The following is an 18,815-nucleotide window of genomic DNA, read 5'->3' as shown; positions in this document are numbered from 1 at the left end:
ACTCTCCCGGAACATCATGAAAATTGCCTTTATCGGCGGCGGCAACATGGCCGCTGCAATCATCGGCGGCCTGATCAAGCACGGCGTCGCGCCGGCCGACCTGTACGCAATCGACCCGAACGAAGACGCATGCCGGCGCAACGAGCAGCAATTCGGCATCCGCACCGGTGCCGCGGCAGATGCCGCGCTCGCGCCGTTCGACGCGATCGTGCTGGCCGTGAAGCCGCAGGTTCTCAAAGCCGTGGCGCAAGGACTGGCGCCGCATCTGGGTGCGGCACAAGTGGTCATCAGCATCGTGGCCGGGATTCGCACCGCCGATCTGGCGCGCTGGCTCGACGGCCATCAACGCATTGTCCGCGTGATGCCGAATACGCCTGCGCTGATCGGCATGGGCGTAGCGGGCCTGACGGCGACGGCCAGCGTCGATGCAGCCGACCGGGCGCTGGCGACGCAAGTGCTGGGCGCCGTCGGCGAGACGGTCTGGTTCGACGACGAAGCGAAGATCGACGCGGTCACCGCCATCTCGGGCAGCGGGCCAGCCTACGTGTTCTACTTTATCGAAGCCCTGCAGGAAGCCGCGCGCCAACTCGGCATGGATGAAGCACAAGGCCGCGCACTCGCCGTCGCGACTTTCACCGGCGCGGCGCAACTGGCGGCGCAATCGGACGAGCCGCCGGGCATCTTGCGCGAACGCGTGACCTCGAAGGGCGGCACGACTGCGGCGGCGCTCGCTTCGTTCGACGCAAGCGGCATCAAGGACGCGATTGTGCGCGGTGTGCTGGCGGCCGATGCGCGCGCGAAGGAAATGGGCGACGAATTCGGCCAGCAGTAAGGCGCGCCCGCCAAGCTCTCAAGGAAACGCCGGGCCGCCCCAAGTTTCCCGCCCCGGTAGGAAGTCCCCCGCCCCGAAGGAAGTCCCCTTGGGGGATTGCCCCCTCGGAGGGCCTGACGCGCAAGCGGCAGGTCTGGGGGCGCTCAGAACGAAGCAGCGGCGTAGTGCGCCGCAATCCCCACAAACAGCGCCCCGCCGAGCCAGTTGTTATGGCGGAACGCCGCAAAACACGCCATGCGCTCGCGGCCGCGGATCAGCGTGTAGTGGTAAATCGCGCAGCCCGCAGCGGCTGCCCAGCCGAGCCAGTACGGCCAGCCGAACCCAAGCGTCAGGCCGATGCGGATATAGATGCCGAGCGTCAGCGCATAGCACAGCATGATCGCGAACACGTCATAGCGGCCGAACGTCAGCGCGGAGGTGCGGATGCCGATCTTGATGTCGTCGTCGCGGTCGACCATCGCGTATTCGGTGTCGTACGCCACCGACCAGAACACGTTGGCCAGCAGCATCAGCCAGGCGAGCATCGGCACATGGTCCTGCACGGCGGCGAACGCCATCGGAATGCCGAAGCCGAAGGCGATGCCCAGATACGCCTGCGGAATCGCAAAGAAACGCTTGGTGAACGGATACGAACCCGCGACGAACAGCGCCGCCACCGACAGTTCCTTGGTCAGCGTATTGAGCGGCAGGATCAGCAGAAACGACACCAGCGCGAGCGCAGCGGCCAGCACAATCGCCTCCCACGCCTTGATCTTGCCCGAGGTGATCGGCCGGTTTTCGGTGCGCTTCACGTAGCGGTCGAAATCGCGGTCGGCGTAGTCGTTGATCGCGCAGCCCGCCGAGCGCATCAGCACCGTGCCGAGCGTGAAGATCACCAGCAGCGACAGCGAGGGATGCCCGTCCGAGGCAATCCACAGCGCGTTGAGCGTCGGCCATAGCAGCAGCAGGCTGCCGATCGGCTTGTCCATGCGGACGAGACGCAAATACAGTGGGAGTCGGGCGAACATGGGCGGGTGTCGTCAAATGCGGGCAGTGGCGACATTTTAAGGTATGTGCGCGGAGGGAATCGCACAAGCGCACAAGGTGCGCCCGGAAAAAACAAAACCTCCCGTGCGGGAGGTTTTGGTTACGTCAAGCCAGCATCGAACGCAGCATCCACGCCGTTTTTTCGTGCGTCTGCATGCGTTGCGTCAGCAGATCGGCGGTCGGTTCGTCGTTGGCGGCTTCGGTTGCCGGGAAAATGCCGCGTGCGGTGCGCACCACCGCTTCCTGGCCTTCCACCAGTTGGCGAATCATGTCTTCTGCCACAGGCACGCCATCCGCTTCCGGAATCGACGACAGCTTCGCGAATTCCTTGTAGCTGCCCGGCGCATGCACGCCCAGTGCACGGATACGTTCGGCGATCGAATCGACCGCCAGCGCCAGTTCGTTGTACTGCGTCTCGAACATCAGGTGCAGCGTGTTGAACATCGGACCCGTGACGTTCCAGTGGAAGTAATGCGTCTTCAGGTACAGCGTGTACGTGTCCGCCAGCAGATGCGAGAGGCCGTCTGCGATCTTCTTGCGATCCTTGTCGCTGATACCGATATTGATGTGTTGTACGGCTTCTTTCTTGGCCATGAAGACTCCTTTGAAGAGTGTGCGAACCGGCAGGCAGAGCATGACTCGCTCATGCGCAAACCATCAACCTGAGAACGGCCGCTAGTTTATCGTACAAATATGCAAACTTTGTGCGGCCGCTGGTCACGACTCGCGCATGCGCAACACTGCTTCAGCAGTCAGGATCAGCGTCCCGGCAAGTGCTGCAGCGCGTGCGAGGCGATCAGCGCGTAGCCGGCCGCGACGATCGCGAAACCAATCACCTTGCGCGCGGCATTGCCGCCAAAAACAATCTGTGCGTCACGTGCGAGCCGTGCGCCACCGCTACTCAACATCTGGACCATGATCGTTCTCCTTCAGTTCGTTTTCGAACAGGCGAGACACCCATGCGCCCGCCATGACTATCGACTCAGGCTCAAGCGGTCTGCTTGAACCGCTTGAGCCCGCTGCTGCACCTGCCTCGTCAGCCGGCCTGGTAATGCACCGGCTTACTTCGCCTTCCCGTTGAGCGCCGCCAACGCGGCGATCACCCCGTCTGCGTACGCCGGATCGATGCGGCGGAAATGCGCGAGCTGGCGCTCGACGATCTCCTGCGGCACGCCGTTGATATGGCGTGCGATGTTGCCGAAGAAGCGCTCGCGTTGCGCCGCATCGAACAGGCGGAACAGCGCAGCCGGCTGGCTGTAGTAGTCCTCGTCCTCACGATGGTCGTAACGGTCCACAGCGCCCGCGGCGAGCGGCGGCTCGGACGCGTTGCGGTCCTGCGCGAAGTCGCCGAAACGGTTCGGCTCGTAGTTCGCCGTGCTGCCGAGGTTGCCGTCCGTGCGCATCGCGCCGTCGCGGTGGAACGAATGCTGACGCTGCACGCGCGACGCGTTCACCGGGATCTGATGGTGGTTGATCCCGAGGCGATAGCGCTGCGTGTCGCCATACGAGAACAGACGCCCCTGCAACAGACGGTCCGGCGAGAAGCCGATGCCCGGCACCACGTTGGCCGGCGTGAAGGCCGCCTGCTCCACGTCCGCGAAGTAGTTCTGCGCGTTGCGGTTCAGCTCGATCGTGCCGACCTCGATCAGCGGATAGTCCTTGTACGGCCACACCTTGGTGATATCGAACGGGTTGTAGCGATAGGTCGCCGCATCCGCTTCCGGCATCACCTGAATGCAGAAGCGCCATTTCGGGAAGTTGCCGCGATCGATGTTGTCGATCAGGTCGCGCTGCGCGCTTTCCCGGTCTTGCGCCACGACCTGGGCCGCTTCGGCGTCGGTGTAGTTCTCGATGCCCTGCATCGACTTGAAGTGGAACTTCACCCAGAAGCGCTCGTCGTTCGCGTTGATGAACGAGAACGTGTGCGAGCCGAAGCCGTGCATCTGGCGGTAGTTCTGCGGAATGCCGCGATCGCTCATCAGGATCGTCACCTGATGCAGCGATTCCGGATGACGCGACCAGAAGTCCCAGGCGGCCACATTGCTGCGCAGGTTCGTGTACGGATCGCGCTTTTGCGTGTGGATGAAGTCCGGGAACTTGAGCGGATCGCGGATGAAGAACACCGGCGTGTTGTTGCCGACGATGTCCCAGTTGCCCTCTTCCGTGTAGAACTTGATCGAGAAGCCGCGCACATCGCGTTCGGCGTCGGCTGCGCCGCGCTCGCCCGCCACCGTCGAAAAGCGCATGAAGAGCGGGGTTTCCTTGCCGACTTCGGCAAACACTTTCGCCTTCGTGTACTTCGAGATGTCGTGCGTGACCTTCAGCGTGCCGAACGCGCCCGAGCCTTTCGCATGCACACGGCGTTCCGGGATCACTTCACGATCGAAGTGCGCGAGCTTTTCGAGCAGCCACACGTCTTGCAGCACCACCGGGCCGCGTACGCCGGCGGTCATCGAATTCTGGTTGTCGGCGACGGGCGCGCCGGCTGCCGAGGTGAGTTTGCTTTCGGACATCGTGTACTCCTGTTGAGGGGTTTCCTGGTGGACGGAAATCAGGCGCTCAGCGCGCGGTCGACCAGCAACGCGACCGCAACGGTGCGCACGCTGCTGATCGAGGCGGCGAATCGGGACACCGGTGCGGTGCGTTGGGTAGAAACCTGCTGGGGCTGCTGCGCTTGAGGCTGGCTCATGATTTCCTCCGTGTTCTATTGGATCGGGCGATCCATGGAGGAAACTATATCAATGCTATCGAATTTTCGTGTTTGATTAATTTTATCTATTCGATAGAGGCCGGCGCTATCGGCCCTTCATGCGGACAAGGCCGGCGCACATGGAGTGCGGGCGGCCTTGTCTTGTACTGCGTGACGCTACTTCTGTGAGGCTTTCGGTATATGGGGCTACCTTGGCCTTGCAAACCTCAGTTCACCGCCACCGGCAGATCGAGCTTGCTCACGCCCGGCAGATCGCAGGCGTTGATGGCATCGCAAATCGCGTCGATGGCCGGCATGCGGGTGAAACTCTTGCGCCACGCCAGCACAACGCGGCGATCCGGCACCGGTTCGTCGAAGGCCACATAGCTGAGCAGCCCCGAATCGATGCCGCCCGCCTGCGGCTTCACTTCCTGCACCGACATGCGCGGCAGCACCGTAATGCCGACGCCGCTCGCCACCATATGGCGAATGGTCTCGAGCGAAGAACCTTCGAAGGTCTTCTGGATGCCGTCCGCATTCTGCGAGAAACGCATCAGTTCGGGGCACACGCCCAGCACGTGATCGCGGAAGCAATGGCCGCTACCGAGCAGCAGCATGGTTTCCTGCTTGAGATCGTCCGGGTCGATCTTCGAGCGGTGTTCCCAGGCATGGCCGGACGGCAGCGCGACGACGAACGGTTCGTCGTAGAGCGGGCGCAGCATCAGCCCGGTTTCCGGGAACGGCAGCGCCATGATCGCCACGTCGATCTCGCCCTGCTTGAGCAGTTCGATCAGCTTGAGCGTGTAATTCTCTTGCAGCATCAGCGGCATCTGCGGAACTCGCTTGATCATCTGCTTGACCAGCGTAGGCAGCAGGTACGGTCCGATCGTATAGATCACGCCGAGGCGCAGCGGACCGACCAGCGGGTCCTTGCCCTGCTTGGCGATTTCCTTGATGGCGAGCGTTTGCTCGAGGACGCGTTGCGCCTGGGTGACGATCTGCTCGCCAATCGGCGTCACGCTCACTTCGCTCGTGCCGCGCTCGAAAATCTGCACGTTCAGTTCGTCTTCGAGCTTCTTGATCGCCACCGACAGCGTCGGCTGGCTGACGAAACACGCCTCCGCCGCACGGCCAAAGTGCCGCTCGCGGGCAACCGCGACGATGTATTTCAATTCAGTGAGCGTCATTGGGGACCAATCAGTGCGATGAATTCGATAGGTTTCAGTTATACACCTATGGGGCCAATTCGCCAACCTCCCCCCGCACAGGGAATGCCCGGAAACGTTACAGTCGTAACGCGGCATTGCTGCAAACCTTGGCGCGACGCCCGCAATGACGCGCTGGTCAGGCTTTCAGGTACTGCTCCCGGGCGCCGAGCCAACGCGCCAGATGTTGGGTGACGACCTCCGGGTACTTCTCCAGCAGGTGCGCAGCCGCTTCGCGCGCCGGCTCGATCAGCCAGCCGTCCTGCTGCAGATCGGCAAAGCGCAGCATCGCCGCGCCGGACTGACGCGCGCCGAGAAACTCCCCCGGACCGCGGATTTCGAGGTCGCGGCGGGCGATTTCGAAGCCGTCGGTGGTTTCGCGCATGGTTTGCAAACGGGCGCGAGCGGTCATCGACAGCGGCCCGGTGTAGAGCAGCACGCACACCGATGCGGCGCTGCCCCGCCCGACCCGGCCGCGCAACTGGTGCAACTGCGCGAGGCCGAAGCGCTCGGCGTGCTCGATCACCATCAGCGAGGCGTTCGGCACGTCCACACCGACTTCGATCACGGTCGTCGCCACCAGCAATTGCACCTCGTTGCGGGTGAACGCGTCCATCACCGCGGCTTTCTCCGCCGGGGCGAGGCGCCCGTGCACCAGGCCGACTTTCAATTCGGGTAACGCGGCGACCAGCGTTTCGTAGGTTTCGACGGCGGTCTGCAGTTGCAGCGTCTCGCTTTCTTCGATCAGCGGACAAACCCAGTAGACCTGGCGCCCGGTCAGCGCCGCCTCGCGAACCCGGCCGATCACCTCCTCGCGGCGCGCGTCGGAAACGAGCTTGGTGAGAATCGGCGTGCGGCCGGGAGGCAGCTCGTCGATGGTCGAGACGTCGAGATCGGCGTAATAGGTCATCGCCAGCGTGCGCGGGATCGGCGTGGCGGACATCATCAACTGGTGCGGCTGAAAATCGCGCGCGCCGTCGGCCGCGTTGCGGGCCTTGGCGCGCAGCGCCAACCGCTGCGCGACGCCGAAACGGTGCTGTTCGTCGACGATCACGAGGCCAAGCCGCGCGAACTCCACCGAATCCTGGATGATCGCGTGGGTGCCGATCACCAGTTGCGCGGTACCGAGCGCCGCGGCTTCGATAGCGGCACGCTTTTCTTTGGTTTTCAGGCTGCCGGCCAGCCACGCGACACTCACACCGAGCGGCTCCAGCCAGCCGCGCAGCTTGCGCGCGTGCTGCTCGGCGAGGATTTCGGTCGGCGCCATCAGGGCCGCCTGATAGCCGGCGTCGATGGCTTGCGCTGCGGCGAGCGCCGCGACGATGGTCTTGCCGCTGCCGACGTCGCCCTGCAGCAGGCGCTGCATCGGATGCGGCTGGGTCAGATCCAGCGCGATTTCCCCGCCCACGCGCTGCTGGGCGCCGGTCAGCGAAAACGGCAGCGCGTTCAGCAGACGCGCCACCAGCGAAGCCGGATCATCGGCGGTACGCCGCGGCATGCTCGGCGCCGCGCGGGTGCGCCGTTCGTCGTGGGCGCGCTTCAGGGACATCTGCTGCGCCAGCAATTCCTCGAACTTGATGCGCACCCAGGCCGGGTGCGTGCCGTCCATCAACGCGGTTTCGTCGGAATCGACGCCCGGATGATGCAGCATCCGCACCGCCTGCATCAGCGGCGGCACGCCGAGCGGCTCCAGATAGGTCCGCGCGACCGCTTCCGGCAACAACTCCGGCAGCGCCGTGCGCGAAAGCGCGTTATCGATCGCCTTGCGCAGATACGCCTGACTCACGCCCGCAGTGCTCGGATAGATTGGCGTCAACACCTGTGGCAAGGGCGTGTCTTCATCCACCACGCGCACGGCCGGGTGCACCATCTCCATGCCGAAGAAGCCGCCGCGGACGTCGCCGCGCACCCGCAGCCGCGCGCCGAGCGCCATCTGCTTGACCTGCGAGCCGTAGAAGTTCAGAAAGCGCAGCACCAGCTCGTCGCCGGCGTCGTCGCGCAGTTTGACCAGCAACTGGCGGCGCGGACGATAAGCGATTTCGTTGTCGAACACCACGCCTTCGGTCTGCGCCATGCCGCCCGGCAGCAGATGGCCGATCGGCGTCAGCGAGGTTTCGTCCTCGTAGCGCATCGGCAGATGCAGGACCAGATTGATGTCGCTCGTGAGGCCGAGTTTGGCGAGCTTGTCGGCGGTTTTGGCGAGCGCCGGCGCGGCCGTGCCGGCCTTTTTATCGGTCTTTTTGTCAGTCTTTTTGCTGGCCTTTTCATCGGCCGCCACGCCGGCTTCGGCATCTGTAGCCGCCTTGGCCGGCCTGGCTGAGCGCGTTCCTTTGGCTGCATTGTCCGGACCGGACCTGAGCAGTTCGCCGCCCTTGCCGCGAGCGGCAGGGCGCTTCGGCTCGGCGCTCACTTCGTCGGTAGCGGAGGGCAAACGGCGGTCGGACAAAGGCATGAGTTGCTTCGCAAGTACAATATCGGCTTTCAAAGGTTTCGCGGCGCCGCAGCGGCGTCCCGCAATCATAGCCGCACGCCGTGAGGCTTCGGTGCAAATCCGCCCGGCTTCGGGCCAATTCAGTTTCGTTTCACCTCCAGCATCCAGTCAGTCCGCATGTTCACGCTTTCCGATTTCGATTTCGATCTGCCGCCCGAGTTGATCGCGCAAACCGCGTTGCCAGAGCGCAGCGCAAGCCGTCTGCTGGAAGTGGACAACCTCACCACGCCCGCGCGTTTCACCGACCGCCGCTTTGCGGAGCTTCCCGAATGCATCGCGCCCGGCGATCTGCTGGTGTTCAACGATACCAAAGTCCTGAAGGCGCGCTTCCTCGGCCAGAAGGCCAGCGGCGGCAAGATCGAAGTCCTGGTCGAGCGTCTGACCGGCGCGCGCACGGCGCTCGCGCAAATCCGCGCCAGCAAGAGCCCCGCGCCCGGTACGACGCTGCGTCTGGCGGATGCCTTCGATGTGACGGTCGGCGAGCGCGTCGAGCCGTTCTATACGCTGCACTTCCCCAACGACTGCCTGACGCTGATCGAACAATTCGGCCGTCTGCCGCTGCCGCCCTACATCGAGCACGACCCCGACGCGACTGACGAAACCCGCTACCAGACGGTGTTTGCACAAAATCCAGGCGCGGTGGCCGCGCCGACCGCAGGGCTGCACTTCGACGACGCGCTGCTGGCGCGCCTCGCCGAACACGGCGTCGAGCGCGCGACGCTCACGCTGCATGTCGGCGCCGGCACGTTCCAGCCGGTGCGGGTGGAGAACCTCGCCGAGCACAAGATGCACAGCGAGTGGTATCAGTTGCCGCAGACGCTGGTGGAGCGGATCGTCGAAACGAAGGCGCGCGGCAACCGCGTGATTGCGGTAGGCACGACCTCGATGCGCGCGCTCGAAGCCGCCGCGCGTGACGCCGAAGCTGCTGGCCGGCCGCTCGCCGCGACCGCCGCCGAAACCGATATTTTCATCACGCCGGGCTACAGGTTCCGCGTGGTGGACCGTCTGGTGACGAATTTCCATTTGCCGAAATCGACGCTGCTGATGCTGGTGTCGGCGTTCGCCGGCGTCGAGACGATCCGCGCGGCTTACCGGCACGCGATCGAGGAGCGCTACCGCTTTTTCAGCTACGGCGACGCAATGCTGCTGACGCGCAACGACGGCTGAACCCTGTTGCGTCGCATGGCGGACATATCGTGCGATAGCGTTGCGTACCGCCCGCGCTCAGGGTAGTCTGCCGCACCTCGTTTTTTCTTTACCCAGCCGCCGTGCCTTGCCCGGCGGCGCTCATCATTTGCGCCGGACTGTTCTCCGGTGGCACAGGAGTCCCCATGACCGAAGGTCATAGCCACGATACGGGCGCCTCGAGCGCCAACTGCGCAATTTGCGCCAATCACACCGACAACAGCGCCGAACGCCCAGCCAACGGCCTCGAATTCGAGCTGCTCGCCACCGACGGCCAGGCTCGTCGCGGGCGCCTGAAGCTGAACCACGGCGTGGTCGAAACGCCGATCTTCATGCCGGTCGGCACCTACGGCACGGTGAAGGCGGTGCAGCCGCGCGAGCTCGAAGAGATGCAGGCGCAGATCATCCTCGGCAACACCTTCCACCTGTGGCTGCGCCCGGGGCTCGAGACGATCGGCGCGCACGGCGGCCTGCACCGCTTCATGGGCTGGAACCGGCCGATCCTCACCGACTCCGGCGGATTTCAAGTGTTTTCTCTGGGCGATCTGCGCAAGATCACCGAAGATGGCGTCACGTTTGCCTCGCCGATCAACGGCGACAAGCTGTTCCTGTCGCCCGAAGTGTCGATGCAGATCCAGAAGGTGCTGAACTCGGACATCGTCATGCAATTCGACGAGTGCACGCCGTACGCCACCAACAACGTGCCCACTTCGCACAAGGACGCCGCCGATTCGATGCGCATGTCGATGCGCTGGGCACAGCGTTCCATCAATGAATTCAACGCTCTGGGCAATCCGAACGCGCTGTTCGGGATCGTCCAGGGCGGCATGTTCGAAGACCTGCGCGACGAATCGCTGGCGGGGCTGGCGGAGATGGACTTCCACGGTCTGGCGATCGGCGGCCTGTCAGTGGGCGAGCCGAAGGAAGACATGATGCGCGTGCTCAACCACATCGGTCCGAAGCTGCCGGCCCACAAGCCGCACTATCTGATGGGCGTCGGCACGCCGGAAGACCTGGTGGCGGGCGTGGCCGCGGGCGTCGACATGTTCGACTGCGTGATGCCGACCCGCAACGCGCGCAACGGCTGGCTTTTCACCCGCTTCGGCGACATCAAGATCCGCAATGCGACCCACAAGAACTCGCTGCGTCCGCTCGACGAAAGCTGTGGCTGCTACACCTGCCGGAATTTCACCCGCGGCTACCTGCATCATCTGCATCGGGTTGGCGAAATCCTTGGCGCGCAGCTCAACACGATCCACAATCTCCATTACTACCTCGAGCTAATGAGCGAGATCCGCGCATCGATCGAGACGCAGTCGTTCGAGGCGTTCCGCAAACGCTTCCACGAGAACCGGACACGGGGTGTCGAGCAGGCCGCCTAGAGGGCTCTTACGAGAAACCATCAAAAAAGAGCATTTAAATGCCGCATTGAAGGCCCACAATAGCGCCCGCCGAAGGATTCTGCCGAAGAATCCTTCAGCCCAACACGCAAGACATTACAATCACATTGCGACGCTACCCAAAGAGGCTTTAACAGCTTGATCGGAAAGCCCATTTGCCGCGCCGTCGTAGCCAAATGCCGGTGGTAGAATAATCGGCTGATTTTTTTGATCGTTATAACGGAGAGACCAACGTGTCGTTCATTTCAAGCGCCTTCGCTCAAGGCACAGGCGGTGCAGAATCGAGCCTGATGAGCTTCCTGCCGCTGATCCTGATGTTTGGCGTGCTGTACTTCATCATGATTCGCCCGCAAATGAAGCGCCAGAAGGAACATCGCAACATGCTCGCCGCGATGGCCAAGGGCGATGAAGTGGTCACGAACGGCGGCATCGTCGGCAAGGTGACCAAGGTTAGCGACGCGTATGTCGGCGTCGAAATCGCTGAAGGCACGGAAATCACCGTGCAAAAGGCATCGGTCACGACGATTCTCCCGAAGGGCACGATCAAGTCGCTGTAAGGCCTGCTCTCTCGCGTCCGGCGCGGCCTCGCGGAACTGAAGCCAGCATGCCTGCCATGTCATCCATGCAAACAGGTGCGCGGCTTCTGCCGCGCTCATCGCCGGACGCATCGCTTCCAAGCCAACCTTCCCGTTGGACCACCCCATGAATCGTTACCCCCTCTGGAAATATGTCGTGATGGTCGTGGCGCTTGCCATCGGCCTCATCTACACGCTGCCCAATTTCTTCGGCGAAGCGCCGGCGGTGCAGGTGTTGAGCGGCAAGGCAACGGTCAAGCTCGATTCGACGACGCTGTCGCAAATCGAAGCCGCACTGGCTGCCAATCAGATCACCGCTTCCGATGTGACGTTCGACAACTCGTCGAGCAACGCGAATATCCGCGTGCGTCTGTCGGATACCGATACGCAGTTGCGCGTGAAGGACCTGCTGTCGAAGACGCTGAACAGCGACCCGACCGATCCGAACTTCGTCGTCGCCCTGAACCTGCAAAGCGCGTCACCGCGCTGGCTCACCGCGCTGCGCGCACTGCCGATGTACCTCGGCCTCGATCTGCGCGGCGGCGTGCACTTCCTGCTGCAGGTCGACATGGCCGGCGCGCTGAACAAGAAGCTCGACTCCGACGCCTCGGACGCGCGCACCTTGCTGCGCGACAACAACATCCGCGACGGCGGCGTGAACCGCGTCAACCAGACGGTGGTGATCAATTTCGCCGACAAGGACACGGCGGACGCGGCCTCGAAGCAACTGTCGCGCAGCGTCAGCGAACTCCAGTGGGCCACGCAAACGGCGCCTGACGGCAGCTATCAACTGGTCGGCACGTTCACGCCAGCGGTGCAGAAGACCGTCGAAGACGCCGCGCTCAAGCAGAACATCACCACGCTGCATAACCGGGTCAACGAACTTGGCGTAGCCGAACCGGTGATCCAGCAGCAAGGCTCCGACCGCATCGTGGTCGAACTGCCGGGCGTGCAGGACACCGCGAAGGCGAAGGACATCATCGGCCGCACGGCGACGCTCGAAGCGCGCCTCGCCGATCCGGTGAACACGCATCCGCAACCGGGTGAAGCGGTACCGCCGGGTGACGAACTGTTCACCGAAGGCAACCAGGCGCCGGTGCTGCTGAGGAAGCAGGTGATCTTCACCGGCGACCGCATCATCGACGCCTCAGCCGGCTTCGACGAACACCAGCGTCCGTCGGTCAACATCCGCCTCGACTCGGCCGGCGGCCGCGCCGTGGCCGCCGTCTCGCGCGACAACATCGGCAAGCCGATGGCGATGGTGCTGTTCGAAAAGGGCAAGGGCCAGGTCCTGACGGTCGCGACAATCCAGTCGGAACTGGGCGACCGCTTCCAGATCACCGGCCAGCCGACCCCGCAAGCCGCCGCCGACCTCGCGCTGCTGCTGCGCGCCGGCTCGCTGGCGGCGCCGATGGACATCATCGAAGAACGCACAATTGGCCCGAGCCTCGGCGCCGATAACATCAAGAAGGGCTTCCACTCGGTGGTCTGGGGCTTCGTCGCGATCGCCGCCTTCATGATCGCGTACTACATGCTGTTCGGCGTGATCTCGATGATCGGCCTGTCGGTCAACCTGTTGCTGCTGGTGGCCGTGCTGTCGATGCTGCAGGCCACGCTGACCTTGCCGGGTATCGCCGCTATCGCGCTGGCGCTCGGTATGGCGATTGACGCGAACGTGCTGATCAACGAACGGGTGCGTGAAGAACTGCGCAACGGCGCGCCGGCCCAACTGGCGATCCAGAACGGTTATGCGCATGCCTGGGCGACGATTCTCGACTCGAACGTGACGACCCTGATTGCCGGCCTGGCGCTGCTTGCGTTCGGCTCGGGTCCGGTACGCGGCTTCGCAATCGTGCACTGTATCGGCATCCTGACGTCGATGTTCTCCGCGGTGTTCTTCTCGCGCGGCCTCGTGAACCTCTGGTACGGCGGCAAGAAGAAGCTGAAGTCGCTGGCAATCGGCCAGGTCTGGCGGCCGGCAGCGGTTGAAGGTGCAGGCGCGGCTGCCGGTGGGTACCCCCTCGGCATCGAGGACGCCGCGACCGACACGGCGCGTGCGCTCAGTGCTGCCACCGCCAAGCCGAAGACGACCGCGGGCCAGGCTCGCGCCGGCAAGCCGACGGTGCGCCGCCGCAACAGCCCCGGCAATACGCCGCAGAAACCGGGTTCATCCCGCTGAGTCCCGGAGAACAAGACCATGGAATTTTTCCGCATTCGCAAAGATTTGCCGCTCATGCAGCGCGCGTTGGTATTCAACGCGATCTCGCTGCTGACGTTTATCGCTGCCGTGTTTTTCCTGCTGCATCGCGGGCTGCATCTGTCGGTGGAGTTCACCGGCGGGACGGTCATCGAAGTCCAGTATCCGACCACCGTGCCGCTCGAGCCGGTGCGCGGCACGCTCGCCAAGCTCGGCTATCCGGACGCTCAGGTGCAGAACTTCGGCACTTCGCGCGACGTGCTGATCCGTCTGCCGGTCAAGACCGGCCTGACCTCCGCGCAGCAGAGCGATCAGGTGATGGGCGCACTGAAGACTGAAGACGCCAACGTGCAATTGCAGCGCGTCGAGTTCGTCGGCCCGCAGGTCGGCAAGGAACTCGTCACCAACGGCCTGCTCGCGCTCGCCTGCGTGGTGGCCGGCATCGTGATCTACCTGTCGTTCCGCTTCGAATGGAAGTACGCCGTGGCCGGCGTGATCGCCAACCTGCACGACGTGGTGATCATCCTCGGCTTCTTCGCCTTCTTCCAGTGGGAGTTCTCGCTGTCGGTGCTGGCCGCCGTGCTGGCGGTGCTCGGCTACTCGGTGAACGAATCCGTGGTTATCTTCGACCGGATTCGCGAAACCTTCCGCCGCGAGCGCAAGATGACGGTCATCGAGGTCATCAACCACGCCATTACCAGCACGATGTCGCGGACCATCATCACCCACGGCTGTACGCAGATGATGGTGCTGTCGATGTTCCTGTTCGGCGGCCCTACCCTGCACTACTTCGCTCTCGCGCTGACGGTCGGTATTCTGTTCGGTATCTATTCGTCGGTGTTCGTTGCGGCGGCGCTGGCGATGTGGCTGGGCGTGAAGCGTGAGGACCTGATCAAGGACAAGAAGGAACGCCACGATCCGAACGACCCGAACGCAGGCGCGCAGGTCTGAGGTTCGAGGCAGTCGGCAGCAGTCGAAAAAGCAAAGGCCGGTTCAGTCGAACCGGCCTTTGCCGTTTACCGCACGCCGCTCAGCGAAACCCAAGCTTGCGGCGCGCCGCGCGCAGTGCAATCAGACTCACCAACGCAGCGAATATCAGGTAGAAGCTCGGCGCCTCCTTCGACCCCGTCGCGCCAATCAGCCACGTGATGATGAACGGGCCAAAGCCGCCGAAGATCGTCACCGCAATGTTGTACGCGAGGGACATGCCGGTGGTGCGTGTCTGGACCGGGAAAATCTCCGACAGCAAACCCGGCAACGCAGCGAAGTAACCGGTCATCAGAAAGCCGAGCACGATCTGCACGACAATCAGCGTGCCGAAGCTCGGATGCGCGACGAGGTAGACGAACGCCGGGTAGATCAGGACGAGCAGCAGCAGCGCCGAAACCAGCATGATCCGCGTACGGCCATGCCGGTCCGACAGATGGCCGACCAGCGGCGAAAACAGCATCTGGATCACGCCGGTCAAAGCGATCGCGGCAAACGCGACCCACGGCGCGAGGCCCAGTTGCTTGACGCCGTAAGTCGGCATGAAGAGCACCAGATAGGTCGACACGGTGCCCAGCACCACCACCCCCACCGCGATCAGCAGACGCAGCTTCTGACCGGCGAAGGTATCGCGCAGCGGCGTCGTGGTGGTCTCGGCGGCAAGGAACTCCGGCGTCTCGTCGAGCCGGGTGCGGATATACCATGCGACCGGCCCGATCAGCAGGCCGAAGAAGAACGGCACGCGCCAGCCCCACGCCGCCATCTGCTCGCCCGACAGGTTGCCCGTCAGCACGACCCCGAAGCCGGCCGCCAGCAGCGTGGTCAGCCCTTGGCTCGCCACCTGCCAGCTCGCGAAAAAGCCGCGCCGACCGGGCACGTGCTCGGCGAGAAAAGCCGTCGCGCTGCCGAACTCCCCGCCTGCGGAAAAGCCCTGCATCAGGCGCGCGGCGACCAGAATCAGCGGCGCCGCGAGGCCGATGCTCTGGTAAGTCGGCAGGACCGCGATAATCAGCGTGCCGCCCATCATCAGCAGGATCGACAGCGTGAGCGCGGCCTTGCGCCCGGCGCGGTCCGCGTAGGCGCCGATCACGATCGCCCCGAGCGGCCGCATGAAGAACGACACCCCGAAGGTGCCGAGCGTCAGCAGCAACGACACGGTGTCGTTGCCGGTGGGAAAGAACAGCTTGGCGATCAGCACCGCGAAAAAGCCGTAGACCACCAGATCGAACCATTCCAGCGCGTTGCCGATCGAAGCAGCCGCCACCACCCGCCACGAGTTGGGACGGCTCGCGGCGAGGCTTGCAGACGTCGTTGCGTTCATGCAGATCTCCGTTGCGCGTGTCGTAGTCGTGTGGGCGCTCAATCCCGCCCTTGTAAGGCCGGACTGGATGCACGCACAACCAGTCCGATGCCGGAGCCGCTTATTGCTTGAGGCCTTCCGCCTGGATGTGCAGCTTGGTATCCATGCTGAATCCATACTTGCTGCCGAAATCCATGCCGTAATCCGCGCGGTCGAAATGGCCGCTGGCCTCCACGCCGCACACTTCGCGCTTGAGCAGCGGATGCGGCATGCACTTGAACGAGTCGATCGTCAGGTTCAGCGGTTTGGTCACGCCGTGCATCGTCAGGCTGCCGATCACTTCAACCGGCTTGTCGCCGTCGAACCTGATCTCCGTGCCTTTATAAGTGACCGACGGATACTTGGCGACATCGAAAAACGCGTCCGATTCCAGATGCTCGTCGAGCTTGGTATTGCCGGTCTGGATCGAAGCCGGGTCGACCGTCACCTCGACCGTGCCGGTTTTGGCGGCGCGGTCGAGCGTCACCGTACCCGAGCTTTTGGTGAACTTGCCGCGCCACACCGACAGGCCGTTCAGGTGATCCGCTTCGAAACTCGGATAGGTGTGGGTCGGATCGAGCAGATAGGTGTCGGCCGCAATTGCGTTGAACGAGACGGAAGCGCTCAGGGCGGCAGCGGCGATCAAAAGGGTTGTCTTCAAGTCAAGCTCCTTTGAGGAAAGCACCGCACGCCTCGCGCCGGTGCAGGTTCGCAGTGCGTATGGTGCGTTTGCGCAGTGCGTTTACTTGTGTGCAGCGACGATATGAAACTTGATGACGACATCGTCGGCCACCACCGAGGTGTCCTTCCACTCGCCGGTGCCGATCTCGAACTGCGAGCGTTTGATCGTCAGCGCTCCGTCGAAGGCCTGGCTCGCGCCCTGCTGCGTCAAGGTGACAGGCACGACCACGGTCTGCGACTTGCCCTTGATGGTCAGCTTGCCGGTCACCTTGAACTGGTTGCTGCCCGCCGGCGCAATCGCGCTCGACACGAAGGTGGCCTGCGGGAACGTCTTGGCATCGAACCAGTCTTTGCCGCGCACCTGGTCGTTGTAGCTCTCGTCGCCCAGATCGTAGCTGCCCACCTCGACGCTGAATTGCGCGCTGCCGTCGCCCGGTTTGGACGGGTCGAACTTCACGTCCGCGCTGAACTTGTTGAACTTGCCCTCGACCGGCACGTTCATCTGTTTGGACGTCGCCGTGATCGTGCTCTTCGTCAGGTCGACCTGGGCGAGCGCACTGCCCGCCGCACTCAGCGACGCGGCAGCAAACGCCGCCAGCATGTAGCGATAAAACGAAACTTTCATGTTGGTCCTTATTTGATGAAAGGGAGCATGCGCGACAGCAGGCCGTCGCGGTCCAACCATTGGTGCTTGAGCGCCGCTGCCACATGCAGCACGAACAGGGCGAGCAACGTGTAATTGAGCGTAATGTGGAGATTCTTCAGCAGGACCTTGAGCATCGGGTCGGGCGCGATCAGACGCGGCAGCGGCACGAGCCCCAGATACACCACCGGCACGTTGGCGGCCGAGCTATACAGGTAGCCGGACAGTGGAATCGCGATCATCAGCACATACAGCAGCAGGTGCGTGAGGTTGGCTGCGGCCCGTTGCCAGGGCGCCATGCGGCGCGGCAGCGGCGGCGCGCCGTGAGTGGCGCGCCACAGGATGCGCAGCAGCGACAGCCCGAACACCGTCACGCCGATCCATTTGTGCCAGGAAAAATAACGCAGTTTGGTGGGCGTAAAGCCGGGGATATCGGTCATCACCCAGCCAAGCGCGAAGCCGCAGACAATCAGCAGCGCGATCAGCCAGTGAAGCGCGATGGCCGTTCGGGTGTACGAGTCGCGCGCACCGAAGTTAGGTTTGGGTGCCATGAAAGGTCAACGCAAGCTGAGTGGTGAGCGGCGCATGCAGGCCGGGGAACCCTGCACGTATCGAGCAGGGCTGCTCTGGCCGCCGCCGCTCGCTGTCCGTCGATCAGGCCGGCCAGCAGCGCAGCACGCCAAGGCCGCCATGCTACCCCAAGCCGAAAAAGCCGGTTGGGGAGTTCGCTGGGGTGACCTAAGCGCGCATGGTGGCGAGCCTTTGGTACTATTGTTCCAGGCTTTCGCCCGACCTTACCGTGCAAGCCTGCGTTGCACGCCCCGCTCACGTCGTTTTGCGCTTCTGCCGTATGGAACATGACAACCTGATCGCGTGCCACGAGTGCGATACGCTTTTCCAGAAACCGCACCTCGCCGGCCGCCACCTCGTGGCGCGTTGCCCGCGCTGCGGCGCGACGCTCTATCAAGCCGTGTCGCGACGGCTGGACATCATCAGCGCGATGACCTTGGCCGCGCTCTTCACCTTCATGATCGCCCAGGGCTATCCGATTCTGGAACTGGACGCCAACGGCATTACCTCGCAAACCACCCTGTTCGGCGCGCTGGTGGCGCTATGGAACGAGGACATGCAGATCGTCGCGGTGATGGTGTTCTGCGCGACCACGCTGTTTCCGTTGACCGAGCTCGTCGCGCTGCTCTACGTGCTGATCCCGCTGCGCTCCGGTTACGTGCCGCCGGGCTTCAACCAGGTGCTGCGCGCCATCCAGTTCGTGCGGCCGTGGGGCATGATCGAGGTGTTCATGCTCGGCGTGCTGATCACCATCGTCAAGATGGTGAGTCTCGCCCGCGTGATCCCCGAAGCAGCACTGTTCGCCTTCGGCGCGCTGACCTTGATGTTCGCCGTGGTCGTCACTTTCGACCCGCGTACCTTGTGGGATCTCGCCGACGAGCTGAACGGACGGCGCGCGCGGCCCATGCCGCGCACCGCGGCCGACAGCGCCGCGGCAGCGGTCACGGCAAGCGCGGCCGGCCAGCCGGCCACGCCGCGTCAGGGATAAGCCCACG

At 63.7% G+C, this 18,815-nt stretch carries 18 protein-coding genes; 7 read left to right on the top strand and 11 right to left on the bottom strand.

Annotation, left to right across the window (positions count from 1 at the left end; genetic code table 11):
- The first annotated feature begins 16 nt into the window (after positions 1-16).
- The gene (gene proC / locus AC1ECK_RS19910; protein ID WP_480321887.1) at positions 17-832 is read left to right on the top strand and encodes a pyrroline-5-carboxylate reductase; all 816 of its coding nucleotides are present in this window, start codon (positions 17-19) and stop codon (positions 830-832) included.
- Positions 833-975: 143 nt separating this feature from the next.
- Here the strand turns inward: proC and ubiA are convergent, their stop codons facing one another.
- The 7 genes from ubiA to recG all read right to left on the bottom strand — a co-directional run bounded on the left by ubiA (position 976) and on the right by recG (position 8,204).
- Positions 976-1,839, bottom strand: a complete 864-nt coding sequence (gene ubiA, locus AC1ECK_RS19905; RefSeq protein ID WP_480321885.1) for a 4-hydroxybenzoate octaprenyltransferase — start codon at positions 1,837-1,839, stop codon at positions 976-978.
- A 124-nt stretch (positions 1,840-1,963) separates the two neighbouring features.
- Positions 1,964-2,452, bottom strand: coding sequence for a Dps family protein (locus tag AC1ECK_RS19900; protein WP_480321883.1), 489 nt, complete (start codon positions 2,450-2,452; stop codon positions 1,964-1,966).
- A gap of 164 nt (positions 2,453-2,616) precedes the next feature.
- Positions 2,617-2,775 carry a hypothetical protein gene (locus AC1ECK_RS19895; protein ID WP_480321881.1) on the bottom strand — a complete coding sequence of 53 codons (159 nt, stop codon included), beginning with the start codon at positions 2,773-2,775 and terminating at the stop codon, positions 2,617-2,619.
- 144 nt (positions 2,776-2,919) lie between these two features.
- Positions 2,920-4,371: a catalase gene (locus AC1ECK_RS19890; protein ID WP_480321880.1), complete on the bottom strand. Its 1,452-nt coding sequence runs from the start codon at positions 4,369-4,371 to the stop codon at positions 2,920-2,922.
- Positions 4,372-4,409: 38 nt separating this feature from the next.
- Positions 4,410-4,547: a hypothetical protein gene (locus AC1ECK_RS19885; RefSeq protein ID WP_480321878.1), complete on the bottom strand. Its 138-nt coding sequence runs from the start codon at positions 4,545-4,547 to the stop codon at positions 4,410-4,412.
- 227 nt (positions 4,548-4,774) lie between these two features.
- Positions 4,775-5,734 (bottom strand): LysR substrate-binding domain-containing protein, encoded by a 960-nt coding sequence (locus AC1ECK_RS19880; protein ID WP_480321876.1) that lies wholly within the window; start codon positions 5,732-5,734, stop codon positions 4,775-4,777.
- Between the two features lie 157 nt (positions 5,735-5,891).
- A complete protein-coding gene (recG, locus tag AC1ECK_RS19875) occupies positions 5,892-8,204 on the bottom strand; it encodes an ATP-dependent DNA helicase RecG (protein WP_480321874.1) in 2,313 nt (770 codons plus the stop codon).
- A 156-nt stretch (positions 8,205-8,360) separates the two neighbouring features.
- Here recG and queA point away from each other — a divergent pair, with 156 nt between their 5' ends.
- From queA to secF, 5 genes are all read left to right on the top strand, one after another.
- Positions 8,361-9,410 carry a tRNA preQ1(34) S-adenosylmethionine ribosyltransferase-isomerase QueA gene (gene queA, locus AC1ECK_RS19870; RefSeq protein WP_480321872.1) on the top strand — a complete coding sequence of 350 codons (1,050 nt, stop codon included), beginning with the start codon at positions 8,361-8,363 and terminating at the stop codon, positions 9,408-9,410.
- 164 nt (positions 9,411-9,574) lie between these two features.
- The gene (gene tgt / locus AC1ECK_RS19865) at positions 9,575-10,810 is read left to right on the top strand and encodes a tRNA guanosine(34) transglycosylase Tgt (protein WP_480321870.1); all 1,236 of its coding nucleotides are present in this window, start codon (positions 9,575-9,577) and stop codon (positions 10,808-10,810) included.
- A gap of 251 nt (positions 10,811-11,061) precedes the next feature.
- Positions 11,062-11,385 (top strand): preprotein translocase subunit YajC, encoded by a 324-nt coding sequence (gene yajC / locus AC1ECK_RS19860; RefSeq protein ID WP_090686642.1) that lies wholly within the window; start codon positions 11,062-11,064, stop codon positions 11,383-11,385.
- A gap of 145 nt (positions 11,386-11,530) precedes the next feature.
- Positions 11,531-13,582 (top strand): protein translocase subunit SecD, encoded by a 2,052-nt coding sequence (secD, locus tag AC1ECK_RS19855; RefSeq protein WP_480321868.1) that lies wholly within the window; start codon positions 11,531-11,533, stop codon positions 13,580-13,582.
- 18 nt (positions 13,583-13,600) lie between these two features.
- Positions 13,601-14,551, top strand: a complete 951-nt coding sequence (secF, locus tag AC1ECK_RS19850) for a protein translocase subunit SecF (RefSeq protein ID WP_480321866.1) — start codon at positions 13,601-13,603, stop codon at positions 14,549-14,551.
- Between the two features lie 79 nt (positions 14,552-14,630).
- Here secF and AC1ECK_RS19845 read toward each other — a convergent pair whose 3' ends face one another.
- From AC1ECK_RS19845 to AC1ECK_RS19830, 4 genes are all read right to left on the bottom strand, one after another.
- Complete coding sequence (locus AC1ECK_RS19845; protein WP_480321864.1) at positions 14,631-15,908, bottom strand: MFS transporter; 1,278 nt, start codon at positions 15,906-15,908, stop codon at positions 14,631-14,633.
- A gap of 100 nt (positions 15,909-16,008) precedes the next feature.
- Positions 16,009-16,587, bottom strand: a complete 579-nt coding sequence (locus AC1ECK_RS19840) for a YceI family protein (RefSeq protein ID WP_480321862.1) — start codon at positions 16,585-16,587, stop codon at positions 16,009-16,011.
- 81 nt (positions 16,588-16,668) lie between these two features.
- The gene (locus tag AC1ECK_RS19835; RefSeq protein WP_480321860.1) at positions 16,669-17,232 is read right to left on the bottom strand and encodes a YceI family protein; all 564 of its coding nucleotides are present in this window, start codon (positions 17,230-17,232) and stop codon (positions 16,669-16,671) included.
- An 8-nt stretch (positions 17,233-17,240) separates the two neighbouring features.
- Positions 17,241-17,801: a cytochrome b gene (locus tag AC1ECK_RS19830; protein WP_480321858.1), complete on the bottom strand. Its 561-nt coding sequence runs from the start codon at positions 17,799-17,801 to the stop codon at positions 17,241-17,243.
- A 299-nt stretch (positions 17,802-18,100) separates the two neighbouring features.
- Here AC1ECK_RS19830 and AC1ECK_RS19825 point away from each other — a divergent pair, with 299 nt between their 5' ends.
- The gene (locus tag AC1ECK_RS19825; RefSeq protein WP_480321856.1) at positions 18,101-18,808 is read left to right on the top strand and encodes a paraquat-inducible protein A; all 708 of its coding nucleotides are present in this window, start codon (positions 18,101-18,103) and stop codon (positions 18,806-18,808) included.
- Positions 18,809-18,815: the final 7 nt, after the last annotated feature.

It is taken from the genome of Paraburkholderia sp. SSBN10T (assembly GCF_056619545.1).
This window is presented reverse-complemented; position numbering and strand designations above follow the sequence as displayed.